Origin of the sequence: Thalassospira sp. MCCC 1A01148, from assembly GCF_001613795.1 — a bacterium.
Lineage (GTDB): Bacteria > Pseudomonadota > Alphaproteobacteria > Rhodospirillales > Thalassospiraceae > Thalassospira.
On sequence record NZ_LPVZ01000022.1, the window covers coordinates 42,953 to 58,026 of the forward strand.

Annotated in this window: 16 protein-coding genes; 3 read left to right on the forward strand and 13 right to left on the reverse strand. The window is 55.4% G+C overall.

What is annotated here, in order from left to right:
• Nucleotides 1–10 precede the first annotated feature (10 nt).
• The gene (locus AUQ43_RS17665) at nucleotides 11–700 is read right to left on the reverse strand and encodes a TRAP transporter small permease (RefSeq protein WP_062957640.1); all 690 of its coding nucleotides are present in this window, start codon (nucleotides 698–700) and stop codon (nucleotides 11–13) included.
• Between the two features lie 100 nt (nucleotides 701–800).
• On the reverse strand, nucleotides 801–1,808 hold the full coding sequence (gene dctP, locus AUQ43_RS17670) for a TRAP transporter substrate-binding protein DctP (protein ID WP_062957641.1): 1,008 nt from the start codon (nucleotides 1,806–1,808) through the stop codon (nucleotides 801–803).
• A gap of 316 nt (nucleotides 1,809–2,124) precedes the next feature.
• Between dctP and AUQ43_RS17675 the strand changes: the two genes are divergently transcribed.
• Both AUQ43_RS17675 and AUQ43_RS17680 read left to right on the forward strand, forming a co-directional pair.
• A complete protein-coding gene (locus tag AUQ43_RS17675; protein WP_062957642.1) occupies nucleotides 2,125–2,802 on the forward strand; it encodes a GntR family transcriptional regulator in 678 nt (225 codons plus the stop codon).
• Nucleotides 2,803–2,864: 62 nt separating this feature from the next.
• Entirely contained in the window at nucleotides 2,865–3,611 is a 747-nt protein-coding gene (locus tag AUQ43_RS17680; RefSeq protein WP_062957643.1) for a TlyA family RNA methyltransferase, read from the forward strand.
• A 12-nt stretch (nucleotides 3,612–3,623) separates the two neighbouring features.
• Here the strand turns inward: AUQ43_RS17680 and AUQ43_RS17685 are convergent, their stop codons facing one another.
• The 8 genes from AUQ43_RS17685 to fabI form a co-directional block, all read right to left on the reverse strand.
• The gene (locus AUQ43_RS17685) at nucleotides 3,624–4,154 is read right to left on the reverse strand and encodes a DUF4760 domain-containing protein (protein WP_062957644.1); all 531 of its coding nucleotides are present in this window, start codon (nucleotides 4,152–4,154) and stop codon (nucleotides 3,624–3,626) included.
• Between the two features lie 255 nt (nucleotides 4,155–4,409).
• Nucleotides 4,410–4,844, reverse strand: a complete 435-nt coding sequence (locus AUQ43_RS17690) for a heme-binding protein (RefSeq protein WP_062957645.1) — start codon at nucleotides 4,842–4,844, stop codon at nucleotides 4,410–4,412.
• Between the two features lie 125 nt (nucleotides 4,845–4,969).
• Nucleotides 4,970–5,446: a DUF2269 family protein gene (locus AUQ43_RS17695; protein WP_062957646.1), complete on the reverse strand. Its 477-nt coding sequence runs from the start codon at nucleotides 5,444–5,446 to the stop codon at nucleotides 4,970–4,972.
• A gap of 59 nt (nucleotides 5,447–5,505) precedes the next feature.
• The gene (locus tag AUQ43_RS17700; protein ID WP_062957647.1) at nucleotides 5,506–6,114 is read right to left on the reverse strand and encodes a TetR/AcrR family transcriptional regulator; all 609 of its coding nucleotides are present in this window, start codon (nucleotides 6,112–6,114) and stop codon (nucleotides 5,506–5,508) included.
• Between the two features lie 144 nt (nucleotides 6,115–6,258).
• Entirely contained in the window at nucleotides 6,259–6,873 is a 615-nt protein-coding gene (locus tag AUQ43_RS17705; protein WP_062957648.1) for an intradiol ring-cleavage dioxygenase, read from the reverse strand.
• 185 nt (nucleotides 6,874–7,058) lie between these two features.
• Complete coding sequence (locus AUQ43_RS17710; RefSeq protein WP_062957649.1) at nucleotides 7,059–8,210, reverse strand: hypothetical protein; 1,152 nt, start codon at nucleotides 8,208–8,210, stop codon at nucleotides 7,059–7,061.
• 66 nt (nucleotides 8,211–8,276) lie between these two features.
• The gene (aroC, locus tag AUQ43_RS17715) at nucleotides 8,277–9,380 is read right to left on the reverse strand and encodes a chorismate synthase (protein WP_062957650.1); all 1,104 of its coding nucleotides are present in this window, start codon (nucleotides 9,378–9,380) and stop codon (nucleotides 8,277–8,279) included.
• A gap of 83 nt (nucleotides 9,381–9,463) precedes the next feature.
• Nucleotides 9,464–10,294, reverse strand: a complete 831-nt coding sequence (fabI, locus tag AUQ43_RS17720) for an enoyl-ACP reductase FabI (protein WP_062957651.1) — start codon at nucleotides 10,292–10,294, stop codon at nucleotides 9,464–9,466.
• A gap of 202 nt (nucleotides 10,295–10,496) precedes the next feature.
• Here fabI and AUQ43_RS17725 point away from each other — a divergent pair, with 202 nt between their 5' ends.
• Complete coding sequence (locus AUQ43_RS17725; RefSeq protein ID WP_062957821.1) at nucleotides 10,497–11,855, forward strand: YihY family inner membrane protein; 1,359 nt, start codon at nucleotides 10,497–10,499, stop codon at nucleotides 11,853–11,855.
• 32 nt (nucleotides 11,856–11,887) lie between these two features.
• On the opposite strand, the gene AUQ43_RS17730 is transcribed toward AUQ43_RS17725, so the two are convergent.
• From AUQ43_RS17730 to AUQ43_RS17740, 3 genes are all read right to left on the reverse strand, one after another.
• The gene (locus AUQ43_RS17730) at nucleotides 11,888–13,231 is read right to left on the reverse strand and encodes a mechanosensitive ion channel family protein (protein ID WP_062957652.1); all 1,344 of its coding nucleotides are present in this window, start codon (nucleotides 13,229–13,231) and stop codon (nucleotides 11,888–11,890) included.
• A gap of 184 nt (nucleotides 13,232–13,415) precedes the next feature.
• On the reverse strand, nucleotides 13,416–14,345 hold the full coding sequence (locus AUQ43_RS17735; protein ID WP_062957653.1) for a DnaJ C-terminal domain-containing protein: 930 nt from the start codon (nucleotides 14,343–14,345) through the stop codon (nucleotides 13,416–13,418).
• A 216-nt stretch (nucleotides 14,346–14,561) separates the two neighbouring features.
• Nucleotides 14,562–15,038, reverse strand: a complete 477-nt coding sequence (locus AUQ43_RS17740) for an RT0821/Lpp0805 family surface protein (RefSeq protein WP_062957822.1) — start codon at nucleotides 15,036–15,038, stop codon at nucleotides 14,562–14,564.
• Between the last annotated feature and the right edge of the window lie 36 nt (nucleotides 15,039–15,074).

Below are 15,074 nucleotides of genomic sequence, written 5' to 3' on the forward strand. Positions count from 1 at the left end.
TGCGGCCTCCTTAGAATGCGTCGTCGCGAATATCGAACGGGGTCGATCTGCGCGTGATGAGGGACAGGAAATCGGCGAAGAACTGCAAGAACAGCAAGCCAAAGCCAATCGGCAGGGCCGAAAACGGCTTCCACAGCGGCACGGCCCAGATGGTTTCGGACAACCAGCCGCCTTCGTAGGCTTCGATCACCAGTTCCAGACCGTAGAAGGCAAACATGGCGGCGATTGCCATACCCAGAGACAGGGTGACAATGGCAAGGGTCATGCGTGCGCCACGTTTCAGATAAAGCGGCAGCAGGTCGACATTGACGTGACCGCGCAGCAACTGAACATAGGGCAGGCCAACAAGGGTCGCGCCAATCATCAGGAAGATCACGGCTTCGGTTTGCCAGACGGTGGAATCATTGAGCACATAGCGCATGAACACCAACTGGCAAATGATCAGCATCGCGATGCCAAACATTGAGGCCGAGGCAACGCCACATACACGCGACAGGAAATGAATGACGGCAATGATGTTATCAACAGGGCCGTGCGGAATTTGTGTATTGCGGTTTGCCTGCGGACCGTGATGGTCGATTGGTTCGACATCAGGCGGGGGCGGCATATCGGATTTAACGGAATGCGACGCACTTCGGGTCTGCGCGAAATCATCGGGCAGATCAATGGGCAGTGGGTGCGGGGACATGGCGTTGGACACGCGCGTACTCCTCTGACGGAACCGTGGTGTTATGGTCTGGTCGTGTTGAGAAATCAGGGTGGTGCCGGATCACCGGCACCACCATCAGATCAGGCATGGATCACTTTACAGCAAGCGCCATGTCGAGAAGTTCCTGACCGTTCGGGGTTTCTTCCACGAACTTGGCATAGGAGGTTTTCATGGCAATCGCCTGCCATGCTGCAAAGTCCTCGTCCGAAAGATCGGCGATTTCCACGCCGGCTTCCTTGAAGACCTCTACGCTATCGGAGTCCTGTTTACGGCCTTCGGCAGTGTAGTACTCTTCGGCAACCTTTGCGGCGGCTGCGAGTGCGTCTTTCTGCGCGTCATTGAGCTTGTCATAGCTGCGCTTGGACATCAGGACCGGCTGGTACATGAACCACAGCGCGTTGCCAGCTGCCGGAGTGTAGCATTTGACCTGCTCGTAGATACGATAGGACACAAAGCTTGAAGAGCTGGTGTTTGCCGCGTCAAGAACGCCGGTCTGCATGGCCGGATAGATTTCCGAGCTTGGCATTGCGGCAATGGAACCGCCAGCACCCTGAAGCATCTGTTCGAACGATTTACCGGCTGCACGGATCTGCAGGCCTTTGACGTCTTCAGGCTTTTTGATGCATCCCTGGGTCGAGGCAAAACCACCGGCAAGCCAGCCCTTGGCGACGGTGACGACACCGTCATCGTTCAGGAGCTCTTCGATTTTGGCCATGAACGGGGATTCGTTGATGCGCTGTGCATGGTCATGGTTTTTGACCAGGGCGGGCATCAGCGTCAGGTTGGTTGCCGGAATACGACCACCGGCATAGGCGAGCGGATAGACAATCATGTCAAGCTGGCCGCGCGTCATCGGAGTCCACTGTTCCTTCGCCTTGAACAGCGAGCCGGACGGGAAGATCTGGATTTCCAGATCAACGTCAGCGGCCTTGACTTCGTTGGCGATGATTTCTGCCACTTTGTGACGGACATCGCTGGTGGACCACTGATGCGACAGCTTGAGCGTCTCGGCACCGGCGGAGGCAGACATGCCAAAGGCGGCAACGGACATGGAGATGGCGGCGACAGACGCCGTAAGAGTCTTTTTGAAAATCTTCATCTTTTCCTCCCGGATGAAGCATGCGTTTTGAATGCATTGTGACGGCTTTTGCGCGTCTTTTTATTGATGCGGTTTTCGCATTGGTGAAAAGCGTTACAGATTTCTGGCATGCTGTCCATGCAATTTTGTATACCAGAATGTGATTTTGCAGTGCCACAAATCAGCGCTGGCCTATTTGCCCGTGTGTCAGGGAAAACCTGATCTGAACTTTTGCGTCGCAGCAGAAAAACTTCGCAGAGCAGCATCGAAAAGGCTTTGATTGGTACCAGAATATGTGTTCTGGTATACCAGTGAGTGATGATGAATGAGGGCGCACATGTCGCAAAACGGAAAGCTTGCCACCGATCTGGTCCAGAAACTTGAACGCGATATCGTGACCGGCGTGCTCAAGCCCGGCGACAAACTTGATGAGCGCTCGTTAAGCGAACGGTTCGGCGTATCGCGCACCCCGGTACGTGAAGCGTTGCAAACCCTTGCCGGATCGGGGTTGGTTGCGACCATGCCGCGCCGGGGCACAATTGTTGCTGCCATCACGGTTGCCGAACTGATCGAAATGTTTGAAGTCATGGCAGAACTTGAAGCGATGTGTGCGCGTCTGGCGGCACGGCGGATGCCGCGTGTTGATATCGACAACCTGATCGCGCTGTCTGATGAATGCGGTGCGCTTAAGGATCATGCGGATGCCGATGCCTATTACGAGGCCAATGTGCGCTTCCATGAGGCGATCTATGCCGGGTGCCGCAACAGTTTCCTTGAACGTCAGACCAAGAATGTGCGCAACCGTCTGGCACCATATCGCCGTTTGCAGTTGCATCGGCCGGGGCGTGTTAAGACATCGAACAACGAGCATGCCGATATCCTGAATGCGATTGCCAATGGTGAGGCCGAAACGGCTGGCAAGTTGATGCAGCAGCATGTGGCGGTTCAGGGTGAGTCGCTTAATGACCTACTCGCCATTGTGCCGCGCGGGTATCTGGAACCGTTGGCCAGCTAATTCCCATTATTTGATGTGACCAAATGCGTGACCTTTTCGGGCCGGTAGGGTAAAACGCGCGCATGGCAAAGAAACGTTTGGATCAGTTGCTTGTGGAACGTGGGCTGGTGGAAACCAGGTCCAAGGCACAGGCTTTCATCATGGCAGGCAATGTCTTTAGCGGCGAGCAACGGCTCGATAAGCCGGGCATGCCGTGCAAGGAAGACATTTCCATTACGCTGCGCGGGCAACCCCATCCGTGGGTGTCGCGGGGCGGGCTCAAGCTTGAAAAGGGGCTCGCCGAGTTCGAGATCGACGTAACCGGTTTTATCGGTGTCGATGTCGGGGCCTCGACAGGTGGCTTTACCGACGTTCTGCTTCAGAACGGAGCGGCCAAGGTCTATGCCGTTGATGTCGGGCAGGGGCAGCTTGACTGGAAACTGCGCAATGATGACCGCGTTGTGGTTATGGAAAAGACCAATGCGCGCCATTTGACCGAAGAACAGATTACTGACGCCATCGATATCGTCGTTTGTGATGCCAGCTTCATTGGTCTGCGCACCGTGCTTCCGGCCAGTATGGAGCGGGTCAAGGATGGCGGCTATCTGATTGCGCTGATCAAGCCGCAATTTGAAGTCGGCAAGGAGCGTGTCGGCAAAAAGGGTGTCGTACGCGAACCCGAATTGCATCAGGAAGTCTGCGATACGATTTCCGACTGGCTGGCCAATCTTCCGGGCTGGGAGGTGCTGGGCATTACCAAAAGCCCGATCACCGGACCGGAAGGCAATGTTGAGTTCCTGATTTGCGGGCGGAAAGCTTTTAGTGACTGAAAATACATAAGCTTAAGGGAAACGCATCCATGGTTTTTCCCACCTTCGAGAGATAGTTTCCATCGAGAGGTATATGCGGCTTCTGTCTTGTGTCTTATGTCCTTGCGGCGTTTTATTTCTATTTTCGTCGATATATGAATAAGCATATTGGTAAAGGGTAAGTAAGTTATACCTTTCGTTGATTTTGATGAGCTCTTCATCGAAATCTTTTCGGAGAATGCCAGAGCACAAGAACTCATAATAGTTTAGGCATTTTCTCAAGCCTTGTAGCCATTCGTCGTACTCGTCGGAACCTTTTATTGGGTAAGTACCTGTCGCAACATAATCCCGAATTTTCTCACTTCCTTGAATTAGATCTTCGTCTGCCAGAAGAGCGGACATTGTGTGCTGCTTGCGAGATAACTTACGAGAAAGAGAGGCGGAGACAATCCAGCCAAGTGTCGCTAGAGAACCTGTAATCATAATGGCTTGCTGAGAGGTAAGAGACTCACTCCACTTGACTACGAACTCCACTAAACTATTTATAAGATCTAATAGTTCCATTGTGCCCACTTAGCTTGCTAATTGAAGGCCGAGAGGTTACTATGCGTGTAGTGAAGTATGTTATCTACTGTTCGAAGGAGTAGGCGGCGATGTTTGAGACAGAGCGCGGTTTCTGAAGTACAGAGAAACGGGATGCAAGCTACGTCTCGTAATTGTAGTAGTATTTAAAAGGCTAGATCATTTTTTTTGATCCAGCCTTTTTTTCTATTTTTGCAAAATGCAGTCTGAGACTGTTGAAGTCCGTTTGTGGCAGAATTAATTGTTGCTCGCGATTTTCTTCATGAAGAAGTCAATACCGGCCTGTGCGCAGTCCTGATCCTGTGGCGGGGTGCCGGAACTGACGCCGATACCGCCAACACATTCACCATCAACGAATACTGGCAGACCACCGGCGACAATCGACAGGCGACCGCCAATTTCACTATCGATGCCATAGGCCGGTTTGCCCGGCTGGGCAGCGGCGGCGTATTCATGCGTGCCCTTGCGCGCACCCGACGCGGTGAAGGATTTGTCCTGGGCGATGGTGGTGCTGGTGACCTTGCCGCCATCCATGCGTTCAAACGCGATCAGAACACCGGATTCGTCGGTGATGGCAATGCACATCGGAACCCCGATTTCATTGGCACGGTTGCGGGCCCCTTCGATCAGGATATAGGCATCCTCAATGGACAGGCGTTTGATGGTCAGCATCGGACTTTTCTCCCGGGCGTTATCATTAATCTAATGCCAGCATAGTACGGGCAGCGCCAAAAGCCGATCAATCATATAAAACGGCTTTCCGCATTGTGGAAGGCGCGACGTGTTACGCCCGCTACTCAGAAGTCCGGACGCATGATCATCAGATAAAGCGCGCCGAGCGGGAACAGGATGGCGATGCGGCCAACCATGTTCCACAGCCTGCGGCATTTCTCGTAAGCAACCGGCATTTCGGTTTCGCCATCAGCCACGGTCTTGGCAGCAATCTTTGACATATAGATCTGAAGCGGCAGCAGGCCTGCCAGCCACAGCATCGCAGCCATGCCATACAGGCTGATGCCATAGATCAGATAGGGGGCATCAGAAAGGGATATGCCGGTGGCGTGGAACAACCCGATGCCGCCAATCACAAGCAGGGCCGAGCCAAGAGTGGTGAAGGCCAGATCAGTGATGTTGATCAGACGACAGGCAAAGGCGATGACGACCGGGTTGTTGGTGCGGTCTGCCTGTATTTTCCAAACGGCCGAGACAATGATATTGCCCAAAAACAGGATAGCGCCAAGAACGTGAATGAGTTTGACGGTTGAATATTCCATTTGAAATTCCGGTTGGTTGCGGGCAGACCCCAACGAGGGACGATGAAGCGGTCGAGCTGTTATTCGGCGTTGGCCGGGATGGTAAGGTCCTCGGCCAGAAGACCCAGAACAAAACCTGAAAGATCCTGATCGGCTGGCGGCACGATCATGCCATCAATCACCAGCATGGCGATGCCGTGCGCGCGGCTCCATGCGGCAAGGGCGCGGTTATAGGCGCTTGCAGCCTCCGCCAGAGTCATTTCAGCCTTGCGATCAACCGATGTGACCGCGCGCTGCAAGACGTCAAAGGCGTTATCGGCGGCATCGCGCAACTCCGGGTATTGATCAAGCGGTGGGCGTTCGCGGCCAAAGATCAGACGGAAATGCTGCGGGTTTTCGACCGCGAACTGCACATAGGCAGCCCCCAGCGCCATGATGCGTTCTTCATGGTTTTCCGTGCTGGCAGCAGCAGTTTCAAGTTGTTCGGCAAACCGTTCAAAGGCGGCAATGGCGACTGCCGCCAAAATGCCATCCTTGCCGTCAAAATGGCGATAGGGGGCGGCTTCGGACACACCGGTCAGCCGCGCCAGGCGCCGTAGCGACAACCCAGCCGGGCCTTCGTCGATCAGGATGTTTTCAGCTTGTTGCAGAAGGACGTTGCGGACATCACCGTGGTGATATTTTCCCATTTGCTCGTATCTCGATTTTCTTATGTTAACTTTGTTAACATTAAAGCGGAACACACATTTGCGCAAGACCAAAATCACGCTTTTCAGGTGAACCGGGTCTTGTCATCGGGCTTGGTGCTATGATGTCGGGACGTGATGGCCTGTTTAAGCCAGCACAAAATCGAACCGGCCGATCTCACCGTCGCTCGCCGGGCGCATGTTCATCAAAAGCGCGCTGTCAAACAGGTGGTCCAGCTCGTTCCGGGGCTCTTCGGGGAAATAGAGTTGTGTGGTCAGGGTGGGGCCGTTGGGTGGGGTGATCTTGATGTGGTAATGCGGGGTACGTCCGGCATATTCGGCCGGGCGAATGGTATCGAAATAATAACGTCCCTGGGCGTCGGTGCGCTGATAACCGCGCATGCTAAAGCCCTGATTGTCATATCGGCCATTGGCATCGGCGTGCCAGAGATCGACAATCGCATTGGCAATCGGCGTGCAGGTGGTGCTGAGCACGTAACCGATCAGTGTCACCGGGCTGCCATCGGTATCTGTCCGAAAGTTGCGTTTTTCTGGTGGGTTTTGCGAATAAAACGGGCCCTCGGTCATTGAACGTGTCGGGCCGATATCCTCGCCGCAGGCCGGGGTTGCCGGCAGGGTTGTGTCACTGGCGTGGGCGGCCGGTGACAGAATGGTATGGCCGATAATTGCCGCGCCTGTGGCAAACCAGCCCTTTATCGCAGATCGGCGCGACAGGCTGGAGAGATCCAGATGTGTTGTCATTCGTCTTGCCTTTTCCCAACCGCATTTCGGGTCGTTTCTCGTTATGGGATAAAGATGTGGTCGCGCAGGCAAACTACAAGCCGAAACCATTGGAAAATTGCCCCGGCTTATAAAAAAGCGCCACCCTTTCAAAGGGCGGCGCAGGGGACCCAGGGGCTTCAGGGGGCTTCAGGTTCTATGGGAACTTACGCCGGTTCAGGTGCGCGGTCGGCTGGTTTGGCGGTTTCTGATCCGGTCTGTGATGTCGTGGACTCGCCAGATGTTTTGGCGCCTTCTTGCGCTTTGCTCGGATCGTCGGGTTTTGTTTGGTTTTCTGCGTTCGCAGCCGTGTCAGTTGGTGTGTCGGGTGTTGCGGACGCATCATTGCCGTCAGCCGTGGTCGAAGCGGCGTCCGGTGCGGCCTTGTTTTGTTGTGTGTCGGGTGCCGGGTTTGCCGCATTCTGGTCGTGGGTTGGCGTATCTGCGGTCTCGGTCTGCTGTGACGTGTCTGGCGTGGTGTTGTTTTCCGGTGTGGCGGCTGTTGTCTGATCCGGGGAAGTGTCAGCGTCGGGTTGTGCATCGGTGACGGATGCTGTGTGCGCTTTGTCATCGGCGGTGCTTGATGCCGGTTCTGCTTCGGAATCAGAGCTTGGCGCAGATGTATCCTTTGCCGGAGTGTCATTGCTTTTGGCGTCAGTCCCGGCCGATTGTGGTGCTTCTGCCACGTGCTGGTTCAGGTCAACAGCAGGCGGATTGGCGGCTTTTTGGTCGTCGGGCCTGTCCGGGCGGATCAAAAACTTGTCGGCCAGCGTGTCCTTGCCGATCAAAAGCGGCTGTTCGAGGCCGCCCATTTCCAGCAGACCGATTTCAACATCGCGCTCAACGCCGCCCAGTTTGAGGCGCGATTTGATTACGGGCGCGCGCACAGTGGTGTTGCCCGCGCCGGTCTGCACATCACGGTAACCCGCAATCGGCAGTGACAATTTCCAAACAATCGTACGGGCCTGAAGCGTGCTTGCGGGATCGGGCGGTGACTTGATGGTAAGCGAAAAGGAAACCGTTCCATCTGATGGGGAATCGGAACTGTCCGTTTCTGCGTCATCGCTTTGTGGGGGGCTTTCATCGTCACCGGGGCTGTCAACATTCAGGTCACCGACGAACAGGCAGGTTTGAGGTGCAGCCCCCAGTATCATGGCCGGGAGCCCCGAAATGCCCCAGTCAGGCAGGTTGACGGCCTCGTCCGAGAAAAGAACGATACGGTTTTTAAGCTGCGCGTCACTGCCAACCGTCCCGGTGGGTGCGGGCTTTTTGTTTGACGCAGCAAGTTGGATCAGGGTTTTGAGCAATATCGGGTTCATGCCCCTTTGACGTGGCACAAACCCGTTTGTGATGCGAAACTCGCAATACCCGATAAAGTTGCGAAATCAGCTCGGGAAATGCTTGTTCGTGTTCCAGCCTTCGCACTGTGCGCGGTGGCGCAGAAGGTGGTCAGCCAGTGTGATGGCAGCCATGGCTTCGCCCACCGGAACGCCGCGGATGCCAACGCACGGATCATGGCGGCCCTTGGTGACGACGTCGACTTCCTTGCCATAGATATCAAGGCTTTTGCGCGGGGTGAGGATCGAGCTGGTCGGTTTGACAGCAAAGCGAACGACGATGTCCTGCCCCGATGAAATCCCGCCCAAAATGCCACCGGCATGGTTGGAACCAAATACCGGTTTGCCATCTTCGCCCAGACGCATTTCATCGGCATTTTCAATGCCGGTCAGTTCGGCGGCTTCAAAACCATTGCCGATTTCAACGCCCTTGACGGCGTTGATCGTCATCATCGCCTTGGCCAGATCGGCGTCAAGTTTGTCATAAACCGGATCACCAAGGCCAACCGGGACGCCAGAACAGACGACCTCGATCACTGCGCCAACCGATGAGCCATCCTTGCGCAGGCCATCAAGATATTCCTCGAACACCGGCACGGCTTCCGGGTCCGGGCAGAAGAACGGGTTGTTATCAACCTCATCCCAGTCCCAGTTCGCGCGATTGATTTCCTTGGTGCCCATTTTGACCAGGGCCGCACGGATTTTGATGTCATCACCCAGCACCTTGCGGGCAATCGCACCGGCGGCAACACGCATCGCCGTTTCACGCGCCGATGAACGGCCGCCGCCACGATAATCGCGGGTGCCGTATTTTTCCCAATAGGTGTAATCGGCATGGCCGGGGCGGAACTGGTTTTTGATTTCGCCGTAATCCTTGGAGCGCTGATCGACGTTTTCGATCAGAAGCCCGATCGGGGTGCCGGTGGTTTTGCCTTCGAAAACGCCCGAAAGGATTTTGACCTGATCAGGTTCGCGGCGCTGGGTGGTAAAGCGCGACTGACCGGGTTTGCGTTTTTCAAGGTAATCCTGAATGTCGGACTCGGTCAGTTCAAGCAGGGGCGGCACACCATCAACGACACAGCCAATGGCCGGACCGTGGCTTTCGCCAAAGGTGGTGAAGCGGAAAAGTGTTCCAAAACTGTTGCCAGCCATAACCGATTATCCAGAATTCAAGTATTTAAGAGACAAAACGGGCCACCCATCAGGGCAGCCCGCAAAATCGTATCAGGCCCAGATCAGGGTTTCTGGACAGTGATGTCAGGTGCGTCTGCCTGTTTCATGCCAACGGTGTGGTAACCGCAATCGACATGATGGGTTTCGCCCGTAACACCGGTCGAAAGATCAGAGAGGAAGTACAGGCCCGATCCGCCAACATCATCAAGCGTGACGTTGCGGCGCATCGGTGAGTTGTATTCGTTCCATTTCAGGATATAGCGGAAATCGCCAATACCCGATGCGGCAAGGGTCTTCATCGGGCCCGCCGAAATGGCGTTGACACGAATGCGGTCTGGTCCAAGGTCATTGGCAAGGTATTTCACGCTGGCTTCAAGGGCAGCCTTGGCAACGCCCATGACGTTGTAATGCGGCATGACCTTTTCTGCGCCGTAATAGGAGAGCGTCAGAAGTGAACCACCATCGGTCATCAGTTTTTCAGCGCGCTGTGCGATCGCGGTAAAGGAATAGACCGAGATGTTCATCGAAAGCGCAAAGTTTTCCGGCGAGGTATCGACATAGCGACCACGCAGTTCGCTCTTGTCGGAGAAGCCGATGGCATGCACGACAAAGTCAAGCTTGCCCCATTTTTCCTTGAGCGTCTCGAACACGGCATCCATGCTGGCCGCATCGGTCACGTCACATGGCAGAACGATGTTGCTGCCAACAGACTCCGCGAGCGGGCGCACACGTTTTTCAAGGGCTTCGCCCTGGAAGGTAAAGGCCACTTCGGCGCCGGCCGCTGCGGCCGCACGTGCAATGCCCCAGGCAATCGATTTGTCGTTGGCGACGCCCATGATCAGGCCGCGTTTACCGGCCATCAGGCCTGAAATGTTGTCGGTGGACAGGCTCATATTCCCTCTCGTTCCCACGATCTCTCTCTGGCAGGTAGAGGCATTCAAGAAAAGCCGCGACCGGCCCAGAAGGCATTAGACATTCGGCGCATCCTACACAAAGCACGGCCAAGGTCAATCTGACCTGTCATAACGCGTGCAGGCGCGCTATCCTGTTGATCAAGTGTAGTATAACCGGAAAATGCGTGGGGATAAGCGTTTAATGGTCGAAATTCAGAAATTGCTGGCTGACCGAACGGCGTTCTGGCGTTACGCCGTCATGCGTTTTGTTCATGACAAATCCGTGCAACGGGCGGCCGGGCTTTCCTATACGACGCTTCTGGCGATGGTGCCGTTTCTGGCGATTGCGCTGACGGTGCTTTCTGCGTTTCCGGTCTTTGATGAGTTCAAGGACCAGATCATGAATGTGGTCCTGAACAATTTCCTGCCGGAAACCGGTGAACAGGTGACCGGCTATCTGAGTGATTTCCTGCAAAATACCGGGCAAATGACGGCGATTGGCACAATCGTTCTGGGCCTGACGGCGGTGATGTTCCTAAGCGCCATCGAAGGGGCGATGAACGATGTGTTTCGCGTTACCAGTCCGCGCAAACTGCTGTCGCGTCTCGTTGTGTTCTGGACGCTTCTGACCGTCGGGCCAATGTTGCTGGGCTTGAGTCTTTCACTGGCGTCCTACATTTTTGCCATGCGCCATCTTGTCGGCGGCGAGGTACTTGGCGGGCAGATTGGTCAGCTTACATTTCTTGCGCCATTCATACTGTCTGCGATGGCCTTTTCCCTGCTGTTCATTGGCATGCCGAACCGCTCGGTCAGTGTTGTTGACGGGGGCGTCGGCGGGCTGGTCGCAGCAGTTCTGTTCGAGACGCTGAAAAAAGGCTTCGGGTTTTACGTCACCACCTTTCCGACCTATCAGACAATCTATGGTGCGGTCGCGATTGTCCCGATATTCCTGTTATGGATGTATCTGACCTGGATCGTAATTCTTTTGGGGGCGCAGGTGGCGGCGGGCCGGTCCGAATGGCGGGCGGCACGTGCGGCAGGCCTGATCCCCGATCCACGCGTTGCGGTGCCCGGCCATATGGAACGGATTATCGCCGTGCTGCGTGTGCTGGAATATTTGCAAAATTGCTTTCACGAGGCAGCCAAACCACCGACCTATCGCAGGATGATGCGCGATGTGAAGCTGGGAGGGCGTGATCTTAACTGGGCGCTGGCCGCATTGCGGCGGCAAAAACTGATTGAACGTTCTGACAAGCATCGCTGGTTGCTGTCGGGGGATCTGTCACGCATTTCGCTGATGGATTTGATGACGCGTTTGGGGCTGTTTCTGGATTACGACCGCTTGCTGGTGGTGCAAACAGATGGTGGCTGGCCGGTTGCCATGCGCGAACGCCTGATCGAGCTTGAGAAAAAGCGTGAGACGGTTCTGGATGTGAAGGTTGGCGAACTGCTTGATACGCCGCGTCCCGAAGACAAGATCCCCGAGCAGATCAAGAAAGACCCTGATCAGGACAAGGGCGGCGATATCGACGAGAAAGAGATCAGCAACGCCATGAACTAGCGACTGGTCTGCCAATTCGGCGGAACATGTTCCTAGTCGTTGGGGGTGTGTGCCCTGGCGCTGGTCATTTCCACGCGGATCGGTGCGTCGCCGCTGCGCAGGTGCAGGTCGCGTTGCGGGAACGGGATTTCGATATTGTGTTCGATAAAGGCATCCCAGACATTGAGCAAAACTTCGCTGATGACGTTGCCGCGTCCATTTTGCGGATCGTTGATCCAGAAACGGATTTCAAGATCGACCGAGTTATCCCCAAAACCGCGCATCAGGGTGTTGGGACCCGGGTTGTCCTGCACGCGGGGGCATTTTGCCGCCGCCTGGTTGCATAGCTTGATCGCAAGGTGAGGGTCACAGTTATAGGAAATTCCGACCGGCACTTTCAGGCGCAGCTTGACGTCCGAGTGGCTCCAGTTTTCGACCTGATTGGTGATCAGGTCTTCGTTCGGGATCAGAAATTCCGTACCATCGCGGGTACGAACGGCGGTGTAACGCGCGCCCAGTGACTGAATCCAGCCAAAGGTATCGCCAATCGCAATGACGTCGCCGGGCTTTATCGATCGGTCGAGCAACAGGATCACGCCGCTGATCAGGTTGGCGAAAATGCGTTGCAGACCAAACCCGATCCCGACACCAACCGCACCACCAAACACGGCAAGTGCAGTCAGGTCGACACCCATGGTCGAAAGCGCAAACAGAACCGCGATCGACAGCAATACAAGCTTGAGAAGCTTTGCCATCAGAACCTGAACCGATGGGGTCAGGTGATGGACCTTGCGGATGCGTTGTTCAAACAGGCGCGAGGCAAAGGATGCCACCCACAGCAAAACCGCAAGGGATAAAATGGCCTTGAGAATGCCATAGACCGATATGCGGAACTCGCCAATATTAAGCGCCAGCCCGTCGAGAATTTCGATTCCGGGATCAAGCCAGCCGACAATGTTAAGCGCCGCCAAAGTCCATGCAACGGCGGCAATGGTGCGTGACCAAACCGGGTCATTGACGATGGCTGCGGCCAGACGAATGACAATCCACGCATTTAGAAGACTTGCAACCAGCCGAACAACGTTATGGCGATAGCCCGCCTGAATGGCGATCGCGTCAATCAACCAAATCGTGATGACCAGAATAAGCGGAAAAGCCAAGCTCGGCAGAACCTTGGCAAAGCGACGAAACCCGGCATAGGGCAAAAGCGGCTTCCAGTCCTGCAAGCGCGCGAGAAGCGACGCCAGCCGACGGCGCAGCAAAAAGGCCGGGATGGTGGCAAGCAGGCAGGCGGCAATCTGGATCAGGATCGGGACCAGCAGGACATTTGCGGAAAGCCAGGCGATTGCCTGTTCAAGCCATTGCAAATAGATGTCCGGGTTGCTGAGCTGTTCCATATTGCCCCTTATGATCGGTTGCGTTCTTTGCGACAAAGCCCGTTAGATTCTGCCCCTAAAACAATATGGTAACACGGAACGGGATTAACAGGCACCTCTCAACACAGGGTCTTTTGTGCAGCCTGACCCCGGCTGCCAACGGGCCAAGAAAAAAGCCGGCGAATGCCGGCTTTGGATTGATGGGTTAGCGCGCCTTGTAGGGGTGCTTTTCAGACCATTCCCTGATGAACTCGATCAATTCATCATCGCGTTCTTCGGGCAACTTCACCGTCAGGTGAACATATTGATCACCGCGTTTGTTGCCCCGGTCATAGGGCGCACCCTTGCCACGCAGGCGCAGTTTGGTGCCGCTGTTGGCGTTGGCAGGCAGCTTCATGTTGACCTTGCCATCGACGATCGGCACTTCGATGGAGCCCCCCAGAATGGCTTCAGGCAGGCTGATTGCCAGATCACAATGGATGTCATTGCCTTCGCGCCGGAAGGTTTTGTCCGGATGGACATGCAGCTTGATCAGGGCGTCACCAGCTTCGCCACCATTCATGCCCGCCATGCCCTGACCTTTCAGGCGCAGGGTCTGTTCGTTCTCGCTTCCGGGCGGAATGCGGACTTCAAGGCTTTTGCCACTGGCAAGATTGATGCGTTTGGTCGTGCCAAGGATGGCCTCGGCAAAATCAAGGCTGAGCTCATAAGAGATATTCGGGCCTTTGACCTTTTTGGGTTTGCGTTCCCCGCCAAAGCCACCAAAACCGCCGCCGCCAGATCGGCCGCGCCCCTTGCCAAAAATCTCGTCAAAGATGTCTTCGGCATTGGCACCGGAAAAGCCGAACGGGTCTCCGCCCGCAAAGCCACCACCGGCGTGTCCGCCACCGCCACGGGCAAACGGGCTGGTTTCGCGGCCATCGGCGTCGATTTCACCGTTGTCGAACTTCTTGCGGCGTTCCGCATCCCCCAGCAGGTGATAGGCGCTTGATACCTTTTTGAAGCGTTCTTCGATTTTGGCATCGCCCGGATTGACATCAGGGTGAAGTTCACGCGCCAGTTTGCGATAGGCCTTTTTGATTTCTTCCTGACTGGCGTTTTTGGCAACGCCAAGTGTCTTGTAGGGATCCTGCATTTACTGACCGGTTCCAGAAACTAAAAGCACGTTATGTGATTTGGATGTTGTGTTCATTATTAGATCATGCGCCGCAAAAGATGAACCTTTTTGCCGCATCTGATCCGAAACAATGAGATTTCGTGGGCAGAACGCCCGATCCGAACAGCAGATATGAAAAGGCGGCGCTGATCGCAAGGACCGCACCGCCTGTCATTTCAGATTTTTTGACGGGTCTTAGTTCACGACCTGCCAGCTGCCATCGGGTTTGCGGCATGCGGTGCCATAGGCGGTTTCTTCCTGACCGCCAATCATCACCGTTTGCTGGTATTCACGGCAATATTCCTGAGTTTCGGGTTTCTGATAGGTGCGGGTCGGGGTTACCGTGCCCTGAACGCCCGTATCGGGGTTTTGCCAGGTGGTGGTTTCACCGGTCGGCGCAGCTTCAAGCGTACGCTGGGTGCTTTGGGCCATGATGGCGCGGTCGGCATTATCAAGTGATCTGCCGACTTCGCTGCCGATAAAGGCACCGGCGAGTGTCCCAAGTGCCACGCCAACAAGCTGGCCGCTGCCCTTGCCGAACTGCGCACCCGCAACGGCGCCGCCAACGGCGCCCAGAAGTGTGCCTGCTGTCTGTTTCTGACCCTGGTCCTGAGCACAGCCAGCGATAAAGGCGGTCATGACGACCGGAATAACGATCTGACGGAATTTCATGTTTAATTTGCCCATCTTGTCTTTACAGTCCCAACC

What these genes read in the sequence shown, in the direction of transcription:
- AUQ43_RS17735 (WP_062957653.1), bottom strand. Translation starts at nt 14,345, where the DNA reads ATGCAGGATCCCTACAAGACACTTGGCGTTGCCAAAAACGCCAGTCAG.
- AUQ43_RS17675 (WP_062957642.1), top strand. Translation starts at nt 2,125, where the DNA reads ATGTCGCAAAACGGAAAGCTTGCCACCGATCTGGTCCAGAAACTTGAA.
- AUQ43_RS17705 (WP_062957648.1), bottom strand. Translation starts at nt 6,873, where the DNA reads ATGACAACACATCTGGATCTCTCCAGCCTGTCGCGCCGATCTGCGATA.
- AUQ43_RS17730 (WP_062957652.1), bottom strand. Translation starts at nt 13,231, where the DNA reads ATGGAACAGCTCAGCAACCCGGACATCTATTTGCAATGGCTTGAACAG.
- AUQ43_RS17700 (WP_062957647.1), bottom strand. Translation starts at nt 6,114, where the DNA reads ATGGGAAAATATCACCACGGTGATGTCCGCAACGTCCTTCTGCAACAA.
- AUQ43_RS17695 (WP_062957646.1), bottom strand. Translation starts at nt 5,446, where the DNA reads ATGGAATATTCAACCGTCAAACTCATTCACGTTCTTGGCGCTATCCTG.
- fabI (WP_062957651.1), bottom strand. Translation starts at nt 10,294, where the DNA reads ATGAGCCTGTCCACCGACAACATTTCAGGCCTGATGGCCGGTAAACGC.
- AUQ43_RS17690 (WP_062957645.1), bottom strand. Translation starts at nt 4,844, where the DNA reads ATGCTGACCATCAAACGCCTGTCCATTGAGGATGCCTATATCCTGATC.
- AUQ43_RS17740 (WP_062957822.1), bottom strand. Translation starts at nt 15,038, where the DNA reads ATGAAATTCCGTCAGATCGTTATTCCGGTCGTCATGACCGCCTTTATC.
- aroC (WP_062957650.1), bottom strand. Translation starts at nt 9,380, where the DNA reads ATGGCTGGCAACAGTTTTGGAACACTTTTCCGCTTCACCACCTTTGGC.
- AUQ43_RS17685 (WP_062957644.1), bottom strand. Translation starts at nt 4,154, where the DNA reads ATGGAACTATTAGATCTTATAAATAGTTTAGTGGAGTTCGTAGTCAAG.
- AUQ43_RS17680 (WP_062957643.1), top strand. Translation starts at nt 2,865, where the DNA reads ATGGCAAAGAAACGTTTGGATCAGTTGCTTGTGGAACGTGGGCTGGTG.
- AUQ43_RS17725 (WP_062957821.1), top strand. Translation starts at nt 10,497, where the DNA reads ATGGTCGAAATTCAGAAATTGCTGGCTGACCGAACGGCGTTCTGGCGT.
- dctP (WP_062957641.1), bottom strand. Translation starts at nt 1,808, where the DNA reads ATGAAGATTTTCAAAAAGACTCTTACGGCGTCTGTCGCCGCCATCTCC.
- AUQ43_RS17710 (WP_062957649.1), bottom strand. Translation starts at nt 8,210, where the DNA reads ATGAACCCGATATTGCTCAAAACCCTGATCCAACTTGCTGCGTCAAAC.